Consider the following 20,668-nt stretch of genomic DNA (forward strand, 5'->3'; position numbering starts at 1 on the left):
GCGGCGCCGGTTCCGACCGACGCCGCTGGTCTTGTCCATGTGTGCCCTTGACTGACGCGCAGTGGGCGCCGATGGGGTGTCGGGGTACGCCGCCCTGGTGTGGGACGGGTTGCGGTTTTCGGGTTGCTGGCCGGTTCTTCTTTCGTTACTTCGGGTCGCGGTTGAACAGTGATGTGGACCAGATGTAGCCGAGGGTGGCCAGTGCCAGGCACCAGGTGATGGCCAGCCATCCGTTGATGCCGATTTCGGTGCCGAGGAGCAGACCGCGCAGGGTCTCGATGGCGGGGGTGAAGGGCTGGTACTGGGCGATGGGCTGGAACCAGCCGGGCATCGCGTCGACGGGTACGAAGGCGCTGGAGATGAGCGGGAGGACCATCAGCGGCAGGGCGTTGTTGCTGGCTGCTTCGGCGTTCGGGCTGGACAGGCCCATGGCGACTGCGATCCAGGTGAGTGCCAGGGCGATGAGGGTCAGCAGTCCCAGGGCCAGGGTCCATTCCAGGGCGGTGGCGTTCGTGGTCCGGAATCCGATGGCTACGGCGACGGCCCCGACGAGGACCACGCTCATCACGCATTGCAGGACGCTGCCGATGACGTGCCCGATGAGTACCGATCCGCGGTGGATCGCCATGGTGCGGAAGCGGGCGATGACGCCCTCGGTCATGTCGGTGGCGACGGAGACCGCGCTGCCGATGGTGGTGCCGCCGATGGTCAGCAGCAGGATGCCGGGGACGAGATAGGCGAGGTATTCGGAGCGGTCCGTCCTGCCGTCTGCGATGCCGGCGCTCATCACGTCGCCGAAGATGTAGACGAAGAGCAGCAGCAGCATGACCGGGGTGAGCAGCAGGTTCAGTGTCAGGGACGGGTAGCGCCGGGCGTGCAGGAGGTTGCGGCGCAGCATTGTGGAGGAGTCGCGTACGGCGAGGGAGAGGGAGCTCATCGGGCGTTCTCCTTGAGCTGGCTGGGCTGGTTGGGCACGTTGGCGCCGGTCAGGGCGAAGAACACGTCGTCGAGGTCGGGGGTGTGCACGGTCAGCTCGTCGGCCTCGATGGCGGCCGAGTCCAGCCGGTCGAGGATGGAGCGCAGTTCGCGCTGGCTGCCGTCGCTGGGGATCTGCAGCGCGAGTGCCTCGTCGTCCCGGGCGACCTCGCGCAGCGCGGAGGCGGCGCTCTGGTATGCCGCCGGGTCGGAGAAGCGGAGCCGTACGTGTCCGCCGGGGATGAGCCGTTTGAGCTCGTCGGCGCTTCCCTCGGCGGCGATCCTGCCGTCGTTGAGGACGGCGATACGGTCGGCGAGTTCGTCGGCCTCGTCCAGGTACTGGGTGGTGAGGAAGACGGTGACGCCGCCGGTGACGAGTTCGCGGATGATCTGCCACATGGTGCGGCGGCTGCGCGGGTCGAGGCCGGTGGTCGGCTCGTCGAGGAAGATGATCCTCGGGCTGCCGACGAGGGTCATGGCGATGTCGAGGCGGCGTTTCATGCCGCCGGAGTAGGTGGAGGCAGGCTTCTTCGCGGCCTCCACCAGGTCGAACCGTTCCAGCAGTTCGGCGGTGACCCGCTGTCCCTCGGCCTTGGACAGGTGGTGCAGGCCGGCCATGAGGAGCATGTTCTCCTCGCCGGTGATCAGTGCGTCGACGGCGGAGAACTGCCCGGTGACGCCGATCGCGGCCCGCACGGCCTGCGGTGATGTGACGATGTCGTGGCCCGCGACCTGGGCCTGTCCGCCGTCGGCGGTGATGAGGGTGGACAGGATCTTCACGGCGGTGGTCTTGCCGGCGCCGTTCGGTCCGAGCAGCGCGAACACGGACCCGGCCGGGATGTGCAGATCGATGCCGTTGAGGACGGTCTTGTCGCCGTACGACTTGCGCAGGCCGACGGCAGAGACGGCGGCCGGCGACGGGCGACCGTCACCCTGCCTGGATGTGGGCATGACAGAAGAAGGCATGGGGCCCTCCCGTTCGAAGGCTGAAGCGGCTGGGGGAGTGGTGGGGGAGTGGGTGGGGCGGGGCCGGTCGTTTTTTGGGGTCAGGCATTGGCGCGGCGGACGTCGATGTTGCCGTGCCGGGTGCGGGCGCGGACCTCGACGGTTTCCTCGGTCTGCTCCGGGCTTTGGGATGCGGTGAGCGTGTTGCGTACCTGCCCGGAGCCGGAGCGGACGTCGAGCCAGGCGGCCGTGCCCTCGCGGACGCCGACCTCGATGGCGCCGTAGGAGGTCTCCAGCTGGACGGTGCCGCGGGCCACTTCGGCCACGCGCAGGGTGCCGTGGGCGGTGGTGGCGGTGACCGAGTCCTCGGCGCGCCGGATCTCGATGTCGCCGTTGGCGCCGCGCACCCGCAGCTCGCCGGTCGCGGCGCCGACGGTCGTGGTGCCGTGCGAGTTCTTCAGGACGGCGGGGCCGTCGACGAGGCCGACGCGCAGGCTGCCGGAGCTGGTGGTGATCTCGGCCATGCCCTCGATCCGGTCCACGGTGATCGAGCCGTGCGACGCGGTCAGCTGCAGCGGGCCGGTCGTGTCGAGGCGGACGTCGCCGGACGAGGTCTTCACGCGGACCTCGCCGAGCCGGCCCTCGCCGAGCACCTGGGCCCAGGCGCCGGTCATGTCGATGCGCGAGCCCGTGGGCAGTTCGACCGTCACGTCGACGGTGCCGGTGCGGCCGAACAGATTGGGCTTGGGTGTCCTGACGGTCAGTGCGCCGCTCGCGTAGGTGACCTCGGTCTGGTCGGCCGCCCGTACGTCCTGGTCCCGCTTCGGGTCGCGGGGGCGCACCTCGACGACGGTGTCGAGGCGGTCGGCGGCGGTGAACTGGATGGAACCGGCCTCCACGTGCGCCGTGGCCGAGATCGGTTCGGGAGTGTCGAAAGAAGGCATGGCTGTCCCGTCCTCTTGGGTCTTCGGGCCGTCCCGCTGGTGGGACGTGGTGTGGGTGAAGTGGTGCGGGCTGGGTGCGGCTAGCGCACCCAGCCCGTGTAGCCCTGTCCGATGGTCTGGGTCTTCTCCGCCGTACGCGGCCGGGTGGCGCCGTCGACCGCGGCCGACACGGTGCGCACCAGCCACGCGTTGACCGACAGGCCCTCGCGGGTCGCGGTCTCCTCGGCGCGGGCCTTGAGGTGGGCCGGCAGGCGCAGGTTGACGCGGGCGGTGCCGCCCTCGTCGCCGTCGGCCGAGGCCGGGGTCCCCAGTGGTTCGACGGGCGCGGCCGGCTCCGCGCGGGCGCCGCCGGTGGGCGGCGGTGTCACCACGAAGTCGGGGTCGAGCCCGCGCAGCCGTACGTCGACCGACCCGGGGGCGAGTTCACGGGTGATCTCGTCCGTCGCGGCGGAGAGCACATGGAGCATGGTCAGCCGGGTCGCCGACTCCAGGGGAGCGGTGAGCCGCTCTGCCAGCTCGCGGGCTTCGTCGCCGCCGGCTTCGGCGGCGACCGCGAGTTCGCGGCGGAGGCTGTCGACATACGGAGTGAGGTCCATGGCGCCATGATGGCACCATAATGGCTCCATGTGCAAGCCGTGAAGTGGCATGTTAGCCCCGGAGCTTGGCACCACGCCTCTGACCTGCGAAAACATACTGGCACCTACTTGGCTGATTGTGGCGCCATGTGTGCCCGTGTGCTTCTGAGGTCATGGAATGGCACCGGGCGGCACCAGCTGGCGCCGAATGGCGCCGGATGGCGTCACGCCGTGCGCCCGGCGCCATCATGTGACGCCACGCGAGGTCACAAAGGGGGTAGCCCGCCCCCCCGCGGTTTGTCACCGGGCCGAGCCCGCCTGCGGGCGGCATGACCGGGCCGCCCCGCCCGGCCAGAGCATGCGTGAGGCCGTGATCAAAAGCGCCGCCCCGAATCCCCGCCCTCCGCGCCGCCCCGGATCCCTGCTGCGAAGACGCGGTCGTCGGGGACACGGGCAGACCGACAGCGTTCGCGGTCGTCGGTCCAGGGCTTGGGCAGGTAGAGCTCGCGGTCGACCAGGGCGTGGCCGCGGAAGGTGGCGTAGGCGGCGTGGACCCCGATCTGGCAATTCTCGGCGCGGCCTGCGGTGCCGGGATGCTGGCGCTGGACGCCGGCGGAGGTGGTGCCCTTCTTCGCGAAGCCGGTGTTGTCGATGATCAGCACGCCGTTGTCCGCGCCGAGGTGCTCGGCGACGTAGGTGTGCAGGTCGTCGCGGACCTCGTCGGCCTCCCAGCGGCTCCGGGACGGGAGGTGCTGTAGCCCGTCGGGGGTGGCGTGGCCGGCGTATTCGGCGAGCTGGTGACGTTCTTACGGCCCACCGGACCAAGAAGCCCCACGGGCGTAGTCCCGCATCCGACGCCGGGATTCCACGCGGGCGAAACGTCCTCCGATCGGCAAGAGCAGCTCAGCAAGTCCCTCTTCCCGCAGGTCCGTTGACGCATCACTCATACGAGTGGACTGCCCGGAACGTTGCCACGGCAAGCAGCACGGCCACACCTTCGCGGGCGACCCCGCAAACACCGCCCCACGCCCATTCCAGCCCGCTACACTCCCCGCACCCAAGCCGCTGACCAGCGCGAATGAAGAAGTCCGGCTGGAGTACGAGTACGGCATCCAGGCTCCGCACGGCCTGCCGCAGGCAGCGCTGGTGCGCGAATACAGCGGAGGGATGTTGGGACGAGAGCAGGAGTAAGAACGGTAGCTCTCTGTGACCAAAGGGAGGTATGCCGGCTTCGCTGTCGGGGATGCCTTCGCGGAGCGGCGTGCACCTCTGTGCATGTTTCCTGGTCGGGATAACCGGCTCGCCATTGCCGGCGGCCTGCAGTTCGCCTTCGTCGCTGCCGACGTATGCGCCTGAGGTGTGGCGTCTTCCAACGTAGCTGCGGACTGGCTGAGTTGGTCCCATGACGTGGAGCGAGGAGAGCGGACGTCCCGACTTGCCGCTCGAGAGTCGGCATCCCACGGCGGGTGTCACGGAAATATTCCGACGCAACGACTTTTTGTCGCGTGGTGGACCTCACCATGGCAGGTAGTTCATCATTCAACAAACTGCGCGCTACTGTCTCAAGTGCCTGGGAGCAGGCAAATATCCGCGAAGTAACTCATTCGAATCGCCGGGTGAGTAAGGAGAAGGAATCATGGCAAACAGGACTGTGCGTCGGGTCGTCGTAGCGATCGCTTCTACCGCCGTCGCGGCAGCTGGGCTTCTCGCTACCGGCGGCTCCGCCTCGGCGGCGACGTACCCGAGCAGCAGCCATGCGGGTGCTGTATCCGCCGTCCGAACCCCTGACAGCCACAGCTGGGACCAGCACAACCGCAGCGAAGACCGGCACGGCCGCAGCGGGGACCGACACAGCGCATTCGGCGGCTGGGGCGATGACGGTCATGGCCACTGGAACCGGGATCACGACGGTCGTGGCTACTGGAAGCAGGATCACGACGGAGGTCGCTACTGGATCCGGTACGACGACCGCGACGGTTACCGGGCGCAGATCGATGAAGGCCGTCGTCAGTGGGTCCTCGACCAGCTCCGCTGGGCCGATGGCCACGAATACACCAACTGGGGTCTGGAGCACCACGACCGTTCACACCGCTGAGGACCGCGGTCACCAAGGCCGCTACTACTGCTCGGGCTGCCGCATGCCAGTGGGCAAGTGACGCAGTCCGAGCCACTCCCGGCCCCTGCGGGCGGGCGTCGCGCACTCACACTCGTTGCGGCCGTGCCGCTCGGCTCCCGGATCGCCGGGCGGCGCGTCACCGCGGACTAGCGGCGAGGTACGGCGTTGACCCTCATCGGGCTTGGCGCGGTGCTCGTGACGGCATCGGGCCCAGCGCCCGACGACACGCTCTCGCTGCCCGAGGCCCTGATCGTCGCAGGGGCAACCGCCGCGCTCATTGGGGCCTTGTCGCGACGCGGCGCCAAACCCGGCCTGCGGCACGCAGCGGCGTCCGGGGTCGCCTCGGGCGTCGCGTCCACGCTCACTCAGACCGTGACCGTTCCTGCGACCGACTCCTCCGGGCCACTGCTCGACGCGCAGGTGATCGTGGTGGCGCTGCTCGTCGCGGCGTTCGCAGCGGTCGGCCTGCTGCTGTCGCAGACCGCGTACCGCGGGGGCCTGGGTGCGCCGCTCGCGATGGCGACCTTGGCGAACCCGGTGTACGCGGCGGTCATCGGCCTCTCGTTGCTCGGCGAGCGCCTCCAGGGCGGGATCGCGGGCCTGTTCCTCGCGGCGGGGGGCGCGGTGCTTGCGGCGCGAGGTGTGGTGTTGCTGACGCGTACGGCTCCGACGGCAGTGCCCCGGCCGCTCCCTGCCGCACCGGCACAACTCGTCACGCCGCCCCGGGCACTCGTCGTACCGCCGGCGTCGATCCCCTTGCAGCCGTACCCGGCGCCCGCCACGCCACCAGCATGTCACCGAACGGCGCTTACCCCGCCCTCCTCAACCTCGGTCAAGGCATCGCCACGACCGCCCTGTTAGCCTCTGCGGCCAGCGGGGTCGCTGGCCACGAACAAGGCGCCGCCTCCGCCTTCCAGCAGATCGGCAGCGCCGTCGGCCTGGCCGCTCTCGTCGCCGTAGCCAACGCCGGCCTCACCACGGCAGCCGTCATCGACGGCCTGCGCACCGCAGGGTGAGCGGCTGCGGCCGAGACCCGCGCCGGAGCGGCCCTCACTCTCCGCCCCAACCACCCGCACGACGAACCCTCGCCTCGAGCGAGCGGATTGGAGGTATGCCCTTCACAAGTGGGATCAGGGCCTGGCTGTCGTGGACGTTGGCGCCGGAGATTGCGACAGACAGGGGCAGACCAGTCCGCTCGGTGATCAGATGGATCTTCGACCCGTACTTGCCCCGGTCGACAGGATTCGGACCCGTCAGGTCCCCCTTTTCAGAGCCCGCATGTTCACCGAGTCGACCGCGCACCTCGACCAGTCCAGCTCACCGCGGGAGCCGAGTTCTTCGAGGACCAGACGATGCAGCTTCGCCCATAAGGAGGAGGCCCGCAGTCAGTGACCTCTACGGCGCTGTGCGTCGAACCGACGCAGCACCCGCACCAGACGCCACACTCCGGCCGCTGCTCCGAGCAGCGCACCCCCCACCAACGCGCCCTTCCCCGCTGGACCAGAGACGCCAAAAGCTAGTGCGAGAGCCAGAGCAACGGCAAAGACCGCAGCAGCCAGCACGACGGCAGTCACCAGAGCAAAAACGATCTCCACCGTCATTGTGTCCTTTTCCCACCGCGACTCACGCCCCATATCCATGCTGCAAGTCTCACATCACGGTCAAGCTATTGCGCCTGGACCGAACAGCACCTGGCTCTCACTCGTCGAGGCGCACTACTGACTTCGGCGTATTAGGGTCTGTCCGGTCTGTCGAGAGCGAGGCCCGTCCCGGCGAGGAATCCGCCGAGGATGCCGTGCCGGTACTGCAGCGCTTTGAGCCGCCTGCGGAGCAGAGTCTCCAGCTCGCTGAGGGTGCGGGCGGCCAGGTTGGCCAGGCTCCGCTTGATGTGCGCCCACAGGCCCTCGACCGGGTTGAGGTCGGGCGCATACCCGGGCAGCAGGACCACCGTCAGCCAGTCCCGCTCGGCAACGAGTGCCTTCATCGTCTTGGAGATGTGGGTGTTCAGCCGGTCCCACACCACGATCAGCGGGGCCTTGAGCAGTTGGTGGGCGCCATCCAACAGGCGTATGTAGTCCGCCTCGCCCAGCGAGCGACGCTCGCCCTTGCGGCCGGTATGCCGACGCAGCCGGTAGCACAGACGGGCGGGCAGGCCCGGCCGGTAGCACAGCAGACCGGCCACCGAGAGACGTCCCCGGCTACGGCCGGGCACCTTGACCCTCGGGGTGATGCCGCGCCGGCCCCAGGTGCGGCCCTTGGGCGGCCGACCGGTCACGCCCGCTTCGTCCTCGAAGCAGATGAACGCGCCGGTCGCCGCCCGGAGGGTTTTACCTCCTGCCAGGTCGCCTCCCGCCATGCGGTGATCGCGTCCTCGTCGCGTTCGGCGGCGGGCCGGGCGGGCATCTGCACGCTGTAGCCCATGCGGTGCAGCAGCCGAGTGACCCCGGAGACGCTGTAGGAGAGGTGGAACTTCCGCCCGATCAGCGTGCGTACCCGCGCGGCGGTCCACACCTGGTCGTCCGCCCAGCCGTGCGCGGCCGGCCCCTCATCAAGCCACATCGCGAGCTTGGTCTGCAGGTGTGGGCCGAGCCGACAGTCGTAGCCGCAGGGGCCTCTGGAACGCAGCGCCTCGCGTCCGCCCGTCCTCCAGGTGCGGCGCCACTGGTAGACCGACTTCTCACTCACCCGTAACTCCCGGGCGATGCACGGGACTTCCACGCCCTCATCGAAGAGGTCAACGGCCCGCATCCGTACCTCTTCCCGGCGCCTGCGCTGCTCGGCGGTCAGCCCGCCCCCGTCCGGATACCGCATACCTCCGGCGTACCAGCCCGGACGGACCCCGTCACCCCTCCCGACACAAATCCAGACCCCGAAACGCCGAAATCAGTAACCAATTGAGATGAGTTCTAAGAGGGCGTTTACGTAGGTCTGTTCAGAAAAACGGCTTTCGTCGCTGACCTGCATTGCGATGGTTCGAGCGGCATGCGAGTTTCGTAACTTCTCGCCGCTCGGAGCCTGTCATCCGTTTCGCTCGCTTCTACCGCTGGAAGTCCGTCTGGTTTGAGGATGCGACAGAATCTCCCGATGATCGGCGGAACGGCACCTTCCGGCCCTCTCGTGCCAACGCTACGGCGTGAGCCAGCGCAAGCCATACCCCAGCGACCTGTCCGACGCTCGATGGGCCCTGATCGAGCCGACCCTGACAGCCTGGAGAAAAGCCCGGCTCGACCGCAGACCCACCGGCCAGTCGGCCAAGGTCGACCTCCGCGACGTATTCAACGCGATTCTCTACGTGAACCGCACCGGAATCCCCTGGAAGTACCTCCCGTACGATTTCCCGAACCACGGCGCCGTCTACGCCTACTACGCAGCCTGGCGCGACGAGGGAATCTTCACCCAGCTCAATTACGACCTGAAGGCACTGGCCCGCGTGAAGGAGGGACGAAAACCGAACCCACAGGCTCCGTCATCGACACTCAGAGCGTGAAGACCTCCACCAACGCGCCTGTGACCAGCCAGGAAACAGACGCCGCGAAGAAGATTGTGGGCCGGAAGCGGGGCATCCTCACCGACACGAACGGCCTGATCCTCGCCGTGACCGTCACCGCCGCGAGCCTCTCCGAAAACGCCCTGGGAATACGCCTCCTCGACCAGGCCAAGAAGACGTACCCGACCATCGCCAAGAGCTGGGTAGACACCGGCTTCAAAAGGCCGTCGTCGAACACGGCGCGCAGCTCGGAATCGACGTCGAAGTCGTCAACAGGAATCCCGGAGTTCGCGGCTTTCACGTCGTGAAAGGCGCTGGGTAGTGGAGCGGAGCATCGGTTGGATCATGATGCACCGACGTCTCGCCCGCGACTACGAGACCCTAAACGCCAGCTCCGAAGCCGTGATCTACGTCGCCTCGATCGACAACCTCGCCAAGCGCATAACGGACGAGACCACGCCAACCTGGCGAGGGACCTCCTAGGGCATAAGAGGCAATTCGTCCACGCTAAACGCTTCCTAATGTTGTTGTCAAGCGATCGTGGTCACTGGGGGTGTGATCTCGTAGCACCGTCGGTCACGGATCAAGGCCCACATGACGTTGACGCGTCGGCGGGCGAGGGCGAGCACGGCTTGGACGTGTTTCTTCCCCTCGGCGCGTTTGCGGTCGTAGAACTTCCGGGAGTTGGGGTCGCAGCGGACGCTGACGAGTGCGGAGGTGTAGAAGACGCGCTGGAGACGTCGGTGGTAGGTGAGCGGTCGGTGGAGGTTGCCGCTGACCTTGCCCGAGTCGCGGGGTGCGGGGGCGACACCGGCGAAGGCCGCCAGGGCGTCCGGGGAGCCGAAGTCGTCCAGGCTGCCGCCGACGGCGGCGACGAACTCTGCACCGAGCACAGCGCCGATGCCCGGGACGCTCAGGACGATGTCGGCGAGTTCGTGCTCGCGAAACCGGCCCTCGATGAGCTTGTCCATCTCGGAGATCTGCTCGTTGAGGGCCATCACCTCCTCTGCCAGGGTGTGGACCAGCTTCGCGATGGTCTTCTCCCCGGGGACAGCTGTGTGCTGGCGCTCGGCGGCCTCAACTGCCGTTTCAGCAAGGGAGCTTGCGTTTCGGACCTTGCGGTTGGCCAGCCACCTGGTCAGCCGCGCGGCCCCGGCGCGGCGGATCGCGGCCGCAGTCTGGTAGCCCGTCAGCAGTTTGAGCGGGCCGGTGTTGGTCACGTCCAGAGCCCGTTCCAGGGCCGGGAACATGCTCAACAGGGTGCCGCGCAGGCGGTTCACCACGCGGGTGCGGTCCTCGACCAGGTCTGCGCGGCGGCCGGTCAGCAGCCGCAGTTCAAGGGCGGCCTCGTCTCCGGGGCGGATGGGCCGCAGGTCTCGGCGCATCCTGGCCTGGTCGGCGATCACGTAGGCGTCGCGGGCATCGGTCTTGCCCTCGCCGCGGTAACCGTCGGACGCCCGGTTCACCAGGCGGCCAGGGATGTAGAGGACCTCCTGGCCGTGGTTGACCAGCAGGGCCAGCAGCAGCGCGGGTTCCCCGCCGGTCATGTCGATCGCCCAGGTGACCTCGTGGCCGTCGGCGAGGTCGAGGACGTCACCGATCAGCTTCAGCAGCTCGGGCTCATCGTTGGCGACACGCCGCGACAGCAGCGTCTTGCCGTCGGCATCCAGTGCGAGACCGTGATGGTGACCCTTCCCGCTGTCGATCCCCGCCCATATCCGGCTCATCATGCTCCTGACGTGCGTGTTCGTGCTGTTCGTGCTGTTCGTGCCACGGACGACCTCGCCGGCATTGCTCTACGCAGCGACTTGTTCGCACTTCCTAATCGGCGGCCGAGTCGTCGTGGGAAGCCGGGCGGCGAAGCGTTTCCAGCCACGAGTCGACAGCCCTCTGATAGCCACACCCGGCTCCCCTGGGTGCCCTCACCTTACGAGTGGGAGGACCAACCCAGTCAAAAAGGTAGAGCCCTCTGACAGCAGCGCCGGTTTCCTGGTCCGTTCCTACTCGAACCCCGGACACTGGGGCTCGCCCCGTCCAATGCGACCCGTCGACGGCATACCTCCGATGATTTCAGCCCTTTCTCGCTGCAAGTACCCTTGACAGGCTTTATTAGGCAGCCTCAAGATCAATAGAACCGATGTTTGAGTCTTCAGTCGGATGCCAGGAGATCCCACTCACACACGGCTGCAGAAGCAGCGGGAGGACAGTGACGATGCACCCCCAAGTCACCAGTTTGACCAGAAGTTTGAAGGCGGCGTTCGCGACAGCCGCCCTCGTGGCCGGTTGCGCTCTGGCCGCCGGCGGCCCGGCCCAGGCCAGTCCAGCCCCCGAGCCCATCGATGCCTACCCCGCAGCGATCCCGCTGAGCACCGACACGAACATCGCGAACTGGGAGAAGCTCCAGTTCGGCATGTTCGTGCACTGGGGCATGTTCTCCTCCTACGGTGGCTACTACAACGGGGTGCAGCAGACCATCGGCTACCCGGAGCAGATCAAGGCGTGGATGAACATCCCGACCTCCGACTACCTGGCCAGCGCGCACCAGTTCACCGCCGACAAGTTCGACGCGGCCCAGTGGTGCGCCACCGCAAAGGCGGCGGGTGCCAAGTACTTGGTGCTCACGTCGAAGCACCACGACGGCTTCGCCATGTGGGACACCGCGACCACCGACTACAACGTCGTCGCTCAGACACCGTTCGGCCGTGATCCCATCAAGGAGCTGAGCGCCGCCTGCCGCGCTCAGGGCATGGGCTTCGGTCTGTACTTCTCCATCATCGACTGGACGTTGCAGACCCCCGAGCCGTATCAGAACCTGAACCCGATTCCCGACTCGATGATGCCGTACATCAAGTCGCAGCTGACCGAGTTGCTGACGAAGTACGGGCAGCTCGACGAGCTGTGGTTCGACATGGGCAAGCCGACCGCCGCACAGAGCGCGGAGATGGCGGCGACGGTGCACCAGCTGCAGCCACAGACGATGGTCAACTCCCGGGTCTGGAACAACAAGGGCGACTTCGAGGTCGGCGGCGACAACTCGGTGCCGACCAGGCAGCTGCAGGCGCCGTGGCAGTCTGCCTACTCGATCTTCCCGATGTGCTGGGGTTACTGCACCTGGCCGAGCGCCGATCGCTCCGACACCTCCAAGACGTTCAAGACCACCCAGCAGGTCAGGTCCCTGTTCACCGTGACATCGGGCGGCGGCAACTACCTGTTGAACGTCGGACCGCAGGGCAACGGCGCCATCGACGACTTCCAGGCCGGTGTGATGGCCGGAATCGGCGCCTGGAACGCACGCCACCCCAACGCCGTCGAGGGTGCCCGGCCGACGCTCTACGGCCGGATGTCCTGGGGCGACAGCACGATCAAGGGCAACGCGGTCTACCTCGGCGTGAGCAGCTGGCCGAACGGCGGTGGTGACATCAGGCTGCCCGGTATGGCCAGCACGATCCTCGACGTCACGGTGGACGGCACGGCTGACCAACTGCCGTACCGGATGGACGGCAACGATCTGGTGATCACCCTGCCGGCTCAGCCGACCGATGCCGACCTGCCGGTCATCAAGGTGCACACGGACGGTGCGCCGCTCGTGCGGCCGGCCGGCACCGCCGTCAGCGCGGACCGGCACTTCTCGATCGCCGCCGGTTCTCTGACCAGTCGGCTCTCACCCATCAACGGCGGCCGCAATGCGTCCTCCGTGACCGGGTGGCTGGCCGGCCAGGATGGCAGCAGCGGTTGGAACGCGGCCAGGGTCACTGTGTCCGGCACGTTCAAGGCGGACACGAAGTACCGGATCACCCTCGGCGAGACGTCCGTGGTGGCCACTGGAGCGCAGCTGGCTTCCGGAGCGGTGGACGGCCTTCGGTACCGATCGCAACGGATCACGCCGATCACGATCGCACTGGCCGACCCCGACTACTTTGCTGATCCGTTGGGGGCGACCGTCACGAACATCACCGTCGACGGCTACCGCGGGAACTCCTGAGCGTCCGATCCCGGTGCCGACTTCCCTCCCGAGCCGGCACCGGGGTCCTCTCTCCGGCTCATGAGCGCCGCGGGCGGTGGGGTGTACAGCGCCCTCACCACCCGCGGCGTTCTTACGGCCCCGACGACGTCTCGCGGACGGCCTCGGCGACAACGTCGACGAGCTGCCCCTTCTTCTCGTGCATGGCCCGCTGACGCATCGCGGCGGTCAGGTTCCCTCGGGCCAGGACGCGTTGCGCGACTTGGGGGAGGTCGTTGTCTGAGAGGGCATTCTGAGCCGGCATGACGGTCTTGTGGTCACCTGATCGTGTGGGTTTGGGTGATTCGGGTCGGTCGGGCTGCTTGGTCCTTTTGGGCTGTCTGGGTGAGTGACCGCAAGCCTTACGAGAGCGACCTGTCCAATGAGTGGTGGGCGCTGAGCGAGCCGGTGATCTCGGCGTGGAAGGCCGACAACCCGTCCCCGACTGGGCATCAGGGTCGGTACGAGATGCGGGAGATCGTCAACGCGATCCTGTACCAGGGCAGGACCGGCTGCCAGTGGGACCACCTGCCGCACGACCTGCCGCCGAAGTCAGCCGTCAACTACTACTTCGCGCCTGGCGCGACGACGGCACGGACGTGAAGATCAACGACCTGCTGCGCTGGCGGGTCCGCGAGAAGGCCGGGCGGTCGGAGGACCCGAGCCTGGTCGTGATCGACACGCAGAGCGTCCACGCGGCGGTGAACGTGCCCACCACCACGACCGGGAAGGACGCGGCCAAGACGGTGCCGGGCCGCAAGCGCGGGCTGGCGGTGGACGTCCTCGGCCTGGTTATCGCCGTGACCGTGCTGGCTGCCAGCGCCCACGACAACGCGTTCGGCATCGCGCTCCTCGGCCAGGTCGCCCCCATCGGCACCATCAAGAAGGCGCTGGTGGACCAGGGCTTCAAGAAGACCGTCGTCGAGCACGGCACCACGCTCGGCATCGACGTCGAGATCGTCGAGCGCAACCCCGCCGTCAAGGGCGTCGGTTTTGTTCCGCAGGCCAAGAGGTGGATCGTGGAGCAGACGCTCGGCATCCTCATGCTGTTTCGGCGGCTCGTGAGGGACTACGAGAGCAGGCCGAAGTCCTCGGAGTCCAGGGTGCGCTGGGCCATGATCGACGTGATAGCGCGCCGCCTCACCGGCCAGACCACGCCCACCTGGCGCGGGTGAAGGCATGGATGACCAGGTCGCGCCGCTTCTGGAGCGGATAGATGCACGCGAACGCGAGGTCGTCGGCGATGCAGTGCAGATCCGTGCGCAGATGGACGAGCTCGCCGTGCGCCTGCGTGAACTCGACGAGGAGGTCGAGAGCCTGGCAGTGACCCGTAAGACGCTCCTCGCCCTCCCGCCGGCGACCCCGGAGCCAGCCGAGGAGCCGCCCGTTCTGCCGGCCCACCCGGCCTACCAGCAGATCCTCGACGTCTTCGCCGACGCTGCTGGACCGATGCGTGCCCGCGACCTGTGCCAGGCTTTGGCCTCCCGCTCAAGCCGAAGAACATCGAGAGCACTCGGCACAAGCTGAAGCGCCTGGTCAGCCTGGGCGTCCTCGCCGAGACCGAACCAGGCCTGTTCATCCAGCGCCGCCCGTAGCAGCCCTCCGTTCAGGCCACCCGTCCGTCACGGCTGCCGCACTTGCCATCCGGCTCACGACGCTAGTGACCCGTCATGCGGAGCCACTGCATCGTTGTGACGAGCTCTTCGCCGAAGTCCTCGCAGAGCGCGAGCAGCTCGCGACCCGTGGACGAGTCGAGCAGCCCTGCGGAAACGGGGAGAACCCCGAGAGCACCATGACAGGCGGTCTCGACAGCGAAGTGGCGCGACGCGAAATAGCCCTCGCTCTCCCGGTCCGCCAGGTCGGCGAGGTACTGGCGGTGAGTTTCCTCCGAGGGATGAGAGTAGAAGGAGCCCTCGACGAGACCGTCGAGGTAGTTCGCCAGGCCGGCCGAGGCTTCGACCACTCGCTCGACTTCGTCTACGCCAGCCTTGTCCAGCAGTTCGCCGAAGGTCAGCAGGTTGCTGATGGTCTCCAACTGGAAGAGCTGGACCGTGTCCGGGTCGATATCAGACGTGAAGAGCGGGGCCGTGCACAGCTCGACGATTGCTCGCCGGTATGCGCGATCCGACTGTTCACCAGCGGGTGATGCTGCCAGTCGGAACAGCGACTCCAGCACGGACTGGTCGACGCCCCACTCTGCATCCAATTCGAACGCGAGTATCGGCGCGCGCCACCGCCACAGGGCCAGGACGGCCGCCTGACGCTGATGGACGGGCTTCAGGCCCGCCAATCCCTCGATCCGCACCACGTTCTTGAGTCAGCCCTTCTGATCTGCCGTCCCCCCGCCCGCCTGCTTTACCTCGGGACACTGTAGATGCCGCCGAAGGACCACGTGACCGCCAGGACGGTGCCTGGCCCAAGCCAAGTGTGGGAATCGGGCATACCGGCTCAGAATGTCCTCTGACTGGCCCCCGACTGAACTCTGGTGCAGCAGACGGCCGCCGGGGGACCTCGCTTAAAGGCAATACCGTTCAGTTAGTGGTTTTGGATGATGATGTGGGGGCTGTGTTTGGGCTGGGGTCAGTGTGTGTGGTGGGAGCGTTTCGCGGCCCATTTCAGGACTTTGCGTTTGACGACGACTCTGCTGCGCAATTCGCTGCGGGGGTGGGGCGGGTCCGCGATGATCGTTCCTGAGGTCGCTTCTCTGTCTTGCGGCCGTGAAGGCGGTACGGATGTCGATGCGCCGGGTGGGGCTGCCGGAGATCCCGGCGCAGACCGTGATGGTGGCTCGGGCGGCGTTCCCGAAGGGGAGTCTGGCGATACGGGTGCGGAACCGCCTGGCGGAGGTCTTCACTGATGAGCCGTTCTCCGCCGCGTTCGGGGTGCGTGGGGCACCGGGCCTGTCACCTGGGGTGTTGTCGCTGGTGACGGTGTTGCAGTTCGCCGAGGATCTGACGGATCGGCAGGCCGCGGCAATGGCGGTGCGGGCGATCGACTGGAAGTACGCGCTCGGTGCGGAGCTGACGGACACCGGATTCGACGCCAGTGTGCTGTCCAGGTTCCGGACCCGGCTCGCGGACAATGGTATGGAGCGGGTGGTCTTCGACCGGCTCTTGGAGCACTGCAAGGAGGCCGGTCTGGTGGCGGCCGGAGGCAAGCAGCGTACCGATTCCACCCATGTGATCAGTGCGGTGCGGGACTTGAACCGCCTGGAGCTGGCCGGGGAGAGCGTGCGAGCGGCCCTGGAGGCCCTGGCGGTCGCGGCCCCGGTCTGGCTGGCCGGGCAGATCGACGTCACTGAGTTCGCCGAGCGGTACGGCCCGCGGGTCGACGGCTGGCGCATGCCGCCCTCGCAGACCAGACGTGACCGTCTCGCCCAGGTCTTCGGGCAGGATGCCCTCGCCTTGTGCCGGGCGGCCTGGGCCGAGGACGCCCCGGGCTGGATCCGGGAGATCGAGGCCGTGCACCTGCTGCGGCAGGTCCTCGTGCAGACCTACATCATCCGCAGCGACACGCGGGGACGGCAGGTGATCAGGAAGCGGGACGCCGACGACGGTGTCCCGCCCGGTCAACTCCGCCTGGCCTCCCCCTACGACCGTGACGCACGGTGGGCGGCCAAGGACGATGACCTGTTCTGGATGGGCTACAAGATCCACCTCACGGAGACCTGCACCAAACTCCCCGACGCCGACGCCGACGCCGACGCCGTAGCAGGGGCAGGGGCAGGGGCAGGGGCAGGGGTGATGCCGAATCTGATCACCGACGTGCACACCACCGACGCGACCGTGCCCGATGTGAAGGCGACCGCGCCGATCCAGAAGAACCTCGCCGAGCGCGAGGTGAAGCCCGCCGAGCACTACCTCGACTCCGGATACCCGTCGGCCGACCTGATCACCAAGGCCCTGAAGCAGGGCATCCGCATGGTGACCCCCGTTCTCCTGGACCGCTCCGCGCAGGCCAAGGCCGCCGAGGGCTTCGACAAGAACGCCTTCACCATCAACTGGAAGACCCGCCAGGTCCGCTGCCCCGCCGGGAAGACCAGTTCCCACTGGAACCCGGTGAAACAGCACGGCACCGACGCCATCGTCATCACCTTCAGTGTCCTGACCTGCCGAGACTGCCCCTTCCAGAAGCAGTGCACCACCTCGAAGACCGGGCGCCGCATGCTCACCCTGCGACCCGAGGAACTCCACGAGAACCTCGCCCGGGCCCGCGCCGAGCAGAAGACCGACACCTGGAAGAACAAGTACGCCCTGCGCGCCGGCGTCGAGGGCACCATCAACCAGGCCCTCGACATCACCGGCATCCGCCGGGCCCGCTACCGCGGCCTACCGAAAGTCCGCCTCCAACACGCCTTCTCCGCCACCGCACTCAACGTAATCAGGCTCGACGCGCACTGGACCACAGACCCCCTCGATCGTCCCCGCCACAGCAGGCTCGAACGACTCAGCTACCGACTCTCCGCCTGAACGAATTGCGCAGCAGAGTCGACGACTCGGGGGTGTGAGCGTTTTCGGCGTGTTGGGTTGAGATGTTGGGTGAGCCATCGGATGGCGTGATGCCAGATCGCGTCGGCTGCGTCAGTGCCCGGAGGGGGAAAATGCGCTCTGCTCGACTGAACGACGGGCGATACGGAGGGCCTTGACGAAGGAGACTCTGTCGGGGTCGTAGCCGGCGTGCGCGGCAGTGTCGGCCATCAGGGTGCGGATGGCGTAGTGGCAGCACGGGTGTCCCCAGATTTCTTGCTGGACAAGGTTGGGGGCTTTCGAGCGCAGTACCGCGCGGGGCCCGCGCTGGTGGGTTTTCAGCTCGTCGAAGGTGGTCTCGATCTCCCACCGTTGGGCGTAGGCGGCTGCGAGGTCCTCGGCGCCGGCATCGGCAGGGTCGAGGATCGTGGTCAACAGCCGGTACTCCTCGGCGTTGCCCCGGCTGTCATCGACTGTGTAGTCGATCACTCTGACCGTGAGCGGCTCCGTCGCGGCCCGGTTCGTGCCCGACGTCGGGACGATCCGGGCCAGCCAGGACCCGTCGGCCAGGGTTTCCAGATACCGGGGCCGCAGGTTCGTTTTCACTCGCCAGAGCAGATCCGCTCCTGTGGCCGCGGCCTGCTGCCAGAGGCGGAACCCGTAGAAGCCCCGGTCGGCCAGGACCAGTTGGCCCGGCTCCAGCCGCCCGACGAGCTGCCGGGACAACTCGATCTCCGACACGCTGCACGGGCCGGTGACAGCGTCGAAGACCGCATGGGTGCCGCATTCCGTCAATGCCACCAGGCGGGCCTGCGGAAACGCGGCCCGCTCCCCCCGACTGGAAGCGGGCCGCCCGAAGAACTCTGCGTTGGCTGCCGTGTCTGCCCAGTCAGGGAGTGCCGCAGGCAGAGCGCTGCGTCTTTCAGGGGCGCGGCCTGGCGGTCGCCGTCATCCGCTGCCTCCTGAAGGGCGCGGCGGGCCACGTACACGGCCGTCTCCGGGTCCACGGAGTGAACCCACTTCAGTGCCGTGAGCACGTCCACGTAGAGGTCAGACCAGCGCAGATTGTCCGCGCCGAATTGCTGGCCGTGGTGGCGCAGGTTGAGCGCCAGGGCGTGGCGGATGGCGCCGGTCACGCCCGAAGGGCCCGCGGTGGTGCGTGTTCGGGTTCTCGCCGTCCTACGTCTCGGGCGCACTGCAGCATCGCCCCGGCGGCCAGGGGCCCGCCGGGGCGATGCAGACGTCGCCCGCGGCGGGCCGCTCGAGCCGGGTCAGCCCGCCGCGGCGGCGAGCAGCTTGCTCGACTTGACGGTGAACGAGACCGCCTCGCCGTTGAGCGTCACCGATGCCGCCCAGGGCGCGTGGATCCTGACGGCCCTGTCGGCGTCCGTGCTGGGGACGAGCCCCGTGCCGTCGATGGCGACCGTCCCGCGCGCCGGGTCGAGGCGGACCGCGAAGTCCTTCAGCGCCACCGGGGAGTCGACGAGCACGGCGTCCTTCGTGGCGAGCCTGCACCCGCCGTACAGCAGCCACGTCCGCCGCTGCGAGTCCGCCTCCGCGTAGGCCACCGTGCCGTCGAAGGTGTACGCGCCGAAGGCGATCGGCGACCGCGGCGCGGTGTGCGCCACGGCGTAGGTGGCCGTGCGCTCCGTGCTGAACGTGATGGCCATCGCCGAGGCCTCACCGGCCGCCGCCCCCGCCACGGCGAGGTCCTCGACCGTGGCGGGGGACTGCTGGCTGGCGGGAACGGGCAGCAGCAGCGCGTCGAAGGTGACCGGGCCGGAGCCCTCGCGCGTGTAGGTCACGTAGTTGCTGTCCGTGACGCTGTAGAACACCGGCGAGTAGTAGCCGTTACGGACCTCTGCCCGGAGCGATGAGGGGTGGGCGGGGACGAGGCGCAGATTGCCGCCCTCGGCGAAGTTGGTGACGGTCGCCCGGCTGCCGTTCTCCAGCGCCGGCCGGGCCTCGGGCAGCAGATGCCAGTTCTGCCGGTAGACGTGGTTCGCGGTGTCGGACGGCCTGAGATGGTCGGAGACGATCCACAGGCCGGGCCGTACGAACAGCACTGTGCGGGTGTGCCGGGCGGCAAAGTTGCCGTCGGTCCAGGCACGGGTGAGGTCGAAGGCGCCGTTGGTGGCGAAGAGGTCGATGGAGGCGGCCGCGCCGACCTTCTGGGCGGTGGCGTCGACTTCGACTGTGCTGTGCGACTCGGTGGTGAAGCGCAGCCAGTTGCTCCGCGGGTCGTTGGAGTACGTGAAGGCGCCCATGTCGGGCAGCAGCCGGTTGCCCTCGGCCCAGACGGTGACGGCCAGATCGTCGGGGTGGGAGTGCGGGCCGCGGTCGGCGTTGATCCGCAGATACGCCGCGTCCGGCCGCCAGCCGCTGCGCTGGACGGCGACGCGGGTGTCCGGATAGAGGACCGAGGTGTGGTCGGGGGCCGTGCCGCGGGCGCCGTCGGAGCCGATGTACGTCAGCGTGGCGTCGCCGAGCAGTTCGCCGTACTGCAGCAGCGCAGGGCGGCGGTCGAAGGTGCCGCTGTCGCCGTAGGCGGGGCTGAAGCCGCCGGGCAGGTTCTGGTCGGCGAGGAAGCGCACGAGCCGGTCCAGCTCGGCCTTGCCGCCGAGCTCGTAGCCGTTGTCCTGGAGGTACTTGGTCAGCCCGCCGAAGGTGTCGACGACACCCCAGGCGTAGCCGTCGGTGGACTCGACGTAACCCCCGTCGGGATACAACGCCGTGCGGAACTGCGCGGACAGGTACGTCCGGGCGTTCTCCAGCCACTGGGCGCTGCCCCGGAACTCGGGGAAGTGCACGGCGATCGCCGTCAGCGCCTGCTTCTGGAACTGGATCCAGTTGGGGTTGGGGCCCGAGGCCACGGCCAGATAGCGGCCGGACTTCTCGATCGTGCGCAGCATCGCGGTGTTGTCGGCGGCGGTGAGGGACGGGCTGGTGCGCAGGGACTCGTAGGCGTATACCCAGTTGACGATGCGGTTGCCGGTGTCGAGGCTGCGCGGGAAGGAGCCGGCGCCGTACGCGGTGCCGTAGCTGTCGGCGTCGCGGATGAAGTCGGTGATCAGGCTTGTCAGTCCGGCGGCGATCGTCTCGTCGCCGCTCTGAGAGTGCGGTACGTGACTTTATGTCAGGTTTGTCGTCGCTCGATGGG

General features: G+C 68.0%; 17 protein-coding genes and 6 pseudogenes. 7 read left to right on the forward strand and 16 right to left on the reverse strand.

The window, feature by feature from the left end:
* Positions 1-145: 145 nt before the first annotated feature.
* From OH735_RS36920 to OH735_RS36940, 5 genes and pseudogenes are all read right to left on the reverse strand, one after another.
* Positions 146-937 (reverse strand): ABC transporter permease, encoded by a 792-nt coding sequence (locus OH735_RS36920; RefSeq protein ID WP_406386125.1) that lies wholly within the window; start codon positions 935-937, stop codon positions 146-148.
* Positions 934-1,926, reverse strand: a complete 993-nt coding sequence (locus OH735_RS36925; protein ID WP_406386127.1) for an ATP-binding cassette domain-containing protein — start codon at positions 1,924-1,926, stop codon at positions 934-936. The genes OH735_RS36920 and OH735_RS36925 overlap by 4 nt, the downstream gene beginning before the upstream one ends.
* A gap of 95 nt (positions 1,927-2,021) precedes the next feature.
* Complete coding sequence (locus tag OH735_RS36930; RefSeq protein ID WP_406386128.1) at positions 2,022-2,864, reverse strand: DUF4097 family beta strand repeat-containing protein; 843 nt, start codon at positions 2,862-2,864, stop codon at positions 2,022-2,024.
* Positions 2,865-2,944: 80 nt separating this feature from the next.
* The gene (locus tag OH735_RS36935; RefSeq protein WP_406386129.1) at positions 2,945-3,460 is read right to left on the reverse strand and encodes a hypothetical protein; all 516 of its coding nucleotides are present in this window, start codon (positions 3,458-3,460) and stop codon (positions 2,945-2,947) included.
* A gap of 404 nt (positions 3,461-3,864) precedes the next feature.
* Positions 3,865-4,386, reverse strand: a pseudogene (locus OH735_RS36940) (IS701 family transposase); the annotation flags it as partial.
* Between the two features lie 689 nt (positions 4,387-5,075).
* On the opposite strand from OH735_RS36940, the gene OH735_RS36945 reads away from it, so the two are divergent.
* Positions 5,076-5,534, forward strand: a complete 459-nt coding sequence (locus OH735_RS36945; protein WP_406386130.1) for a hypothetical protein — start codon at positions 5,076-5,078, stop codon at positions 5,532-5,534.
* Positions 5,535-5,636: 102 nt separating this feature from the next.
* Positions 5,637-6,416: pseudogene (locus OH735_RS36950) on the forward strand (hypothetical protein); the annotation flags it as partial.
* Between the two features lie 204 nt (positions 6,417-6,620).
* On the opposite strand, the pseudogene OH735_RS36955 reads toward OH735_RS36950, so the two are convergent.
* The 4 genes and pseudogenes from OH735_RS36955 to OH735_RS36970 form a co-directional block, all read right to left on the reverse strand.
* A pseudogene (locus OH735_RS36955) lies at positions 6,621-6,925 on the reverse strand (transposase); the annotation flags it as partial.
* Between the two features lie 15 nt (positions 6,926-6,940).
* Positions 6,941-7,195, reverse strand: a complete 255-nt coding sequence (locus tag OH735_RS36960; RefSeq protein ID WP_406386132.1) for a DUF6332 family protein — start codon at positions 7,193-7,195, stop codon at positions 6,941-6,943.
* Positions 7,196-7,287: 92 nt separating this feature from the next.
* Entirely contained in the window at positions 7,288-7,911 is a 624-nt protein-coding gene (locus OH735_RS36965) for a transposase (RefSeq protein ID WP_406380869.1), read from the reverse strand.
* A complete protein-coding gene (locus OH735_RS36970; protein ID WP_406380868.1) occupies positions 7,827-8,366 on the reverse strand; it encodes a winged helix-turn-helix domain-containing protein in 540 nt (179 codons plus the stop codon). Before OH735_RS36970 ends, OH735_RS36965 begins: the two co-directional genes overlap by 85 nt.
* Before the next feature lie 322 nt (positions 8,367-8,688).
* Here OH735_RS36970 and OH735_RS36975 point away from each other — a divergent pair.
* Positions 8,689-9,525 (forward strand): annotated as a pseudogene (locus tag OH735_RS36975) (IS5 family transposase).
* Between the two features lie 47 nt (positions 9,526-9,572).
* Here the strand turns inward: OH735_RS36975 and OH735_RS36980 are convergent.
* Positions 9,573-10,769 carry an IS110 family transposase gene (locus tag OH735_RS36980; RefSeq protein WP_406386342.1) on the reverse strand — a complete coding sequence of 399 codons (1,197 nt, stop codon included), beginning with the start codon at positions 10,767-10,769 and terminating at the stop codon, positions 9,573-9,575.
* 548 nt (positions 10,770-11,317) lie between these two features.
* On the opposite strand from OH735_RS36980, the gene OH735_RS36985 reads away from it, so the two are divergent.
* Positions 11,318-13,024, forward strand: coding sequence for an alpha-L-fucosidase (locus OH735_RS36985; protein WP_406386134.1), 1,707 nt, complete (start codon positions 11,318-11,320; stop codon positions 13,022-13,024).
* Between the two features lie 112 nt (positions 13,025-13,136).
* On the opposite strand, the gene OH735_RS36990 is transcribed toward OH735_RS36985, so the two are convergent.
* The gene (locus OH735_RS36990; protein WP_406386136.1) at positions 13,137-13,307 is read right to left on the reverse strand and encodes a hypothetical protein; all 171 of its coding nucleotides are present in this window, start codon (positions 13,305-13,307) and stop codon (positions 13,137-13,139) included.
* An 80-nt stretch (positions 13,308-13,387) separates the two neighbouring features.
* Between OH735_RS36990 and OH735_RS36995 the strand changes: the two are divergent.
* Positions 13,388-14,217: pseudogene (locus OH735_RS36995) on the forward strand (IS5 family transposase).
* A 4-nt stretch (positions 14,218-14,221) separates the two neighbouring features.
* Complete coding sequence (locus OH735_RS37000) at positions 14,222-14,569, forward strand: hypothetical protein (RefSeq protein WP_406386137.1); 348 nt, start codon at positions 14,222-14,224, stop codon at positions 14,567-14,569.
* A 130-nt stretch (positions 14,570-14,699) separates the two neighbouring features.
* On the opposite strand, the gene OH735_RS37005 is transcribed toward OH735_RS37000, so the two are convergent.
* Positions 14,700-15,350: a hypothetical protein gene (locus OH735_RS37005; protein WP_406386138.1), complete on the reverse strand. Its 651-nt coding sequence runs from the start codon at positions 15,348-15,350 to the stop codon at positions 14,700-14,702.
* Between the two features lie 409 nt (positions 15,351-15,759).
* On the opposite strand from OH735_RS37005, the gene OH735_RS37010 reads away from it, so the two are divergent.
* Complete coding sequence (locus OH735_RS37010) at positions 15,760-17,511, forward strand: IS1182 family transposase (RefSeq protein ID WP_406386139.1); 1,752 nt, start codon at positions 15,760-15,762, stop codon at positions 17,509-17,511.
* Positions 17,512-17,622: 111 nt separating this feature from the next.
* Here the strand turns inward: OH735_RS37010 and OH735_RS37015 are convergent, their stop codons facing one another.
* From OH735_RS37015 to OH735_RS37030, 4 genes and pseudogenes are all read right to left on the reverse strand, one after another.
* A complete protein-coding gene (locus tag OH735_RS37015; RefSeq protein ID WP_406386904.1) occupies positions 17,623-18,417 on the reverse strand; it encodes an IS4 family transposase in 795 nt (264 codons plus the stop codon).
* Positions 18,300-18,644, reverse strand: coding sequence for a hypothetical protein (locus OH735_RS37020; protein ID WP_406386141.1), 345 nt, complete (start codon positions 18,642-18,644; stop codon positions 18,300-18,302). The genes OH735_RS37015 and OH735_RS37020 overlap by 118 nt, the downstream gene beginning before the upstream one ends.
* 135 nt (positions 18,645-18,779) lie before the next feature.
* Positions 18,780-20,018 (reverse strand): heparinase II/III-family protein, encoded by a 1,239-nt coding sequence (locus OH735_RS37025; RefSeq protein WP_406386905.1) that lies wholly within the window; start codon positions 20,016-20,018, stop codon positions 18,780-18,782.
* A 24-nt stretch (positions 20,019-20,042) separates the two neighbouring features.
* Positions 20,043-20,609, reverse strand: a pseudogene (locus OH735_RS37030) (heparinase II/III family protein); the annotation flags it as partial.
* Positions 20,610-20,668: the final 59 nt, after the last annotated feature.

The sequence above is a fragment of the Streptomyces sp. NBC_01618 genome (assembly GCF_045209435.1).
Taxonomy (GTDB): domain Bacteria; phylum Actinomycetota; class Actinomycetes; order Streptomycetales; family Streptomycetaceae; genus Streptomyces.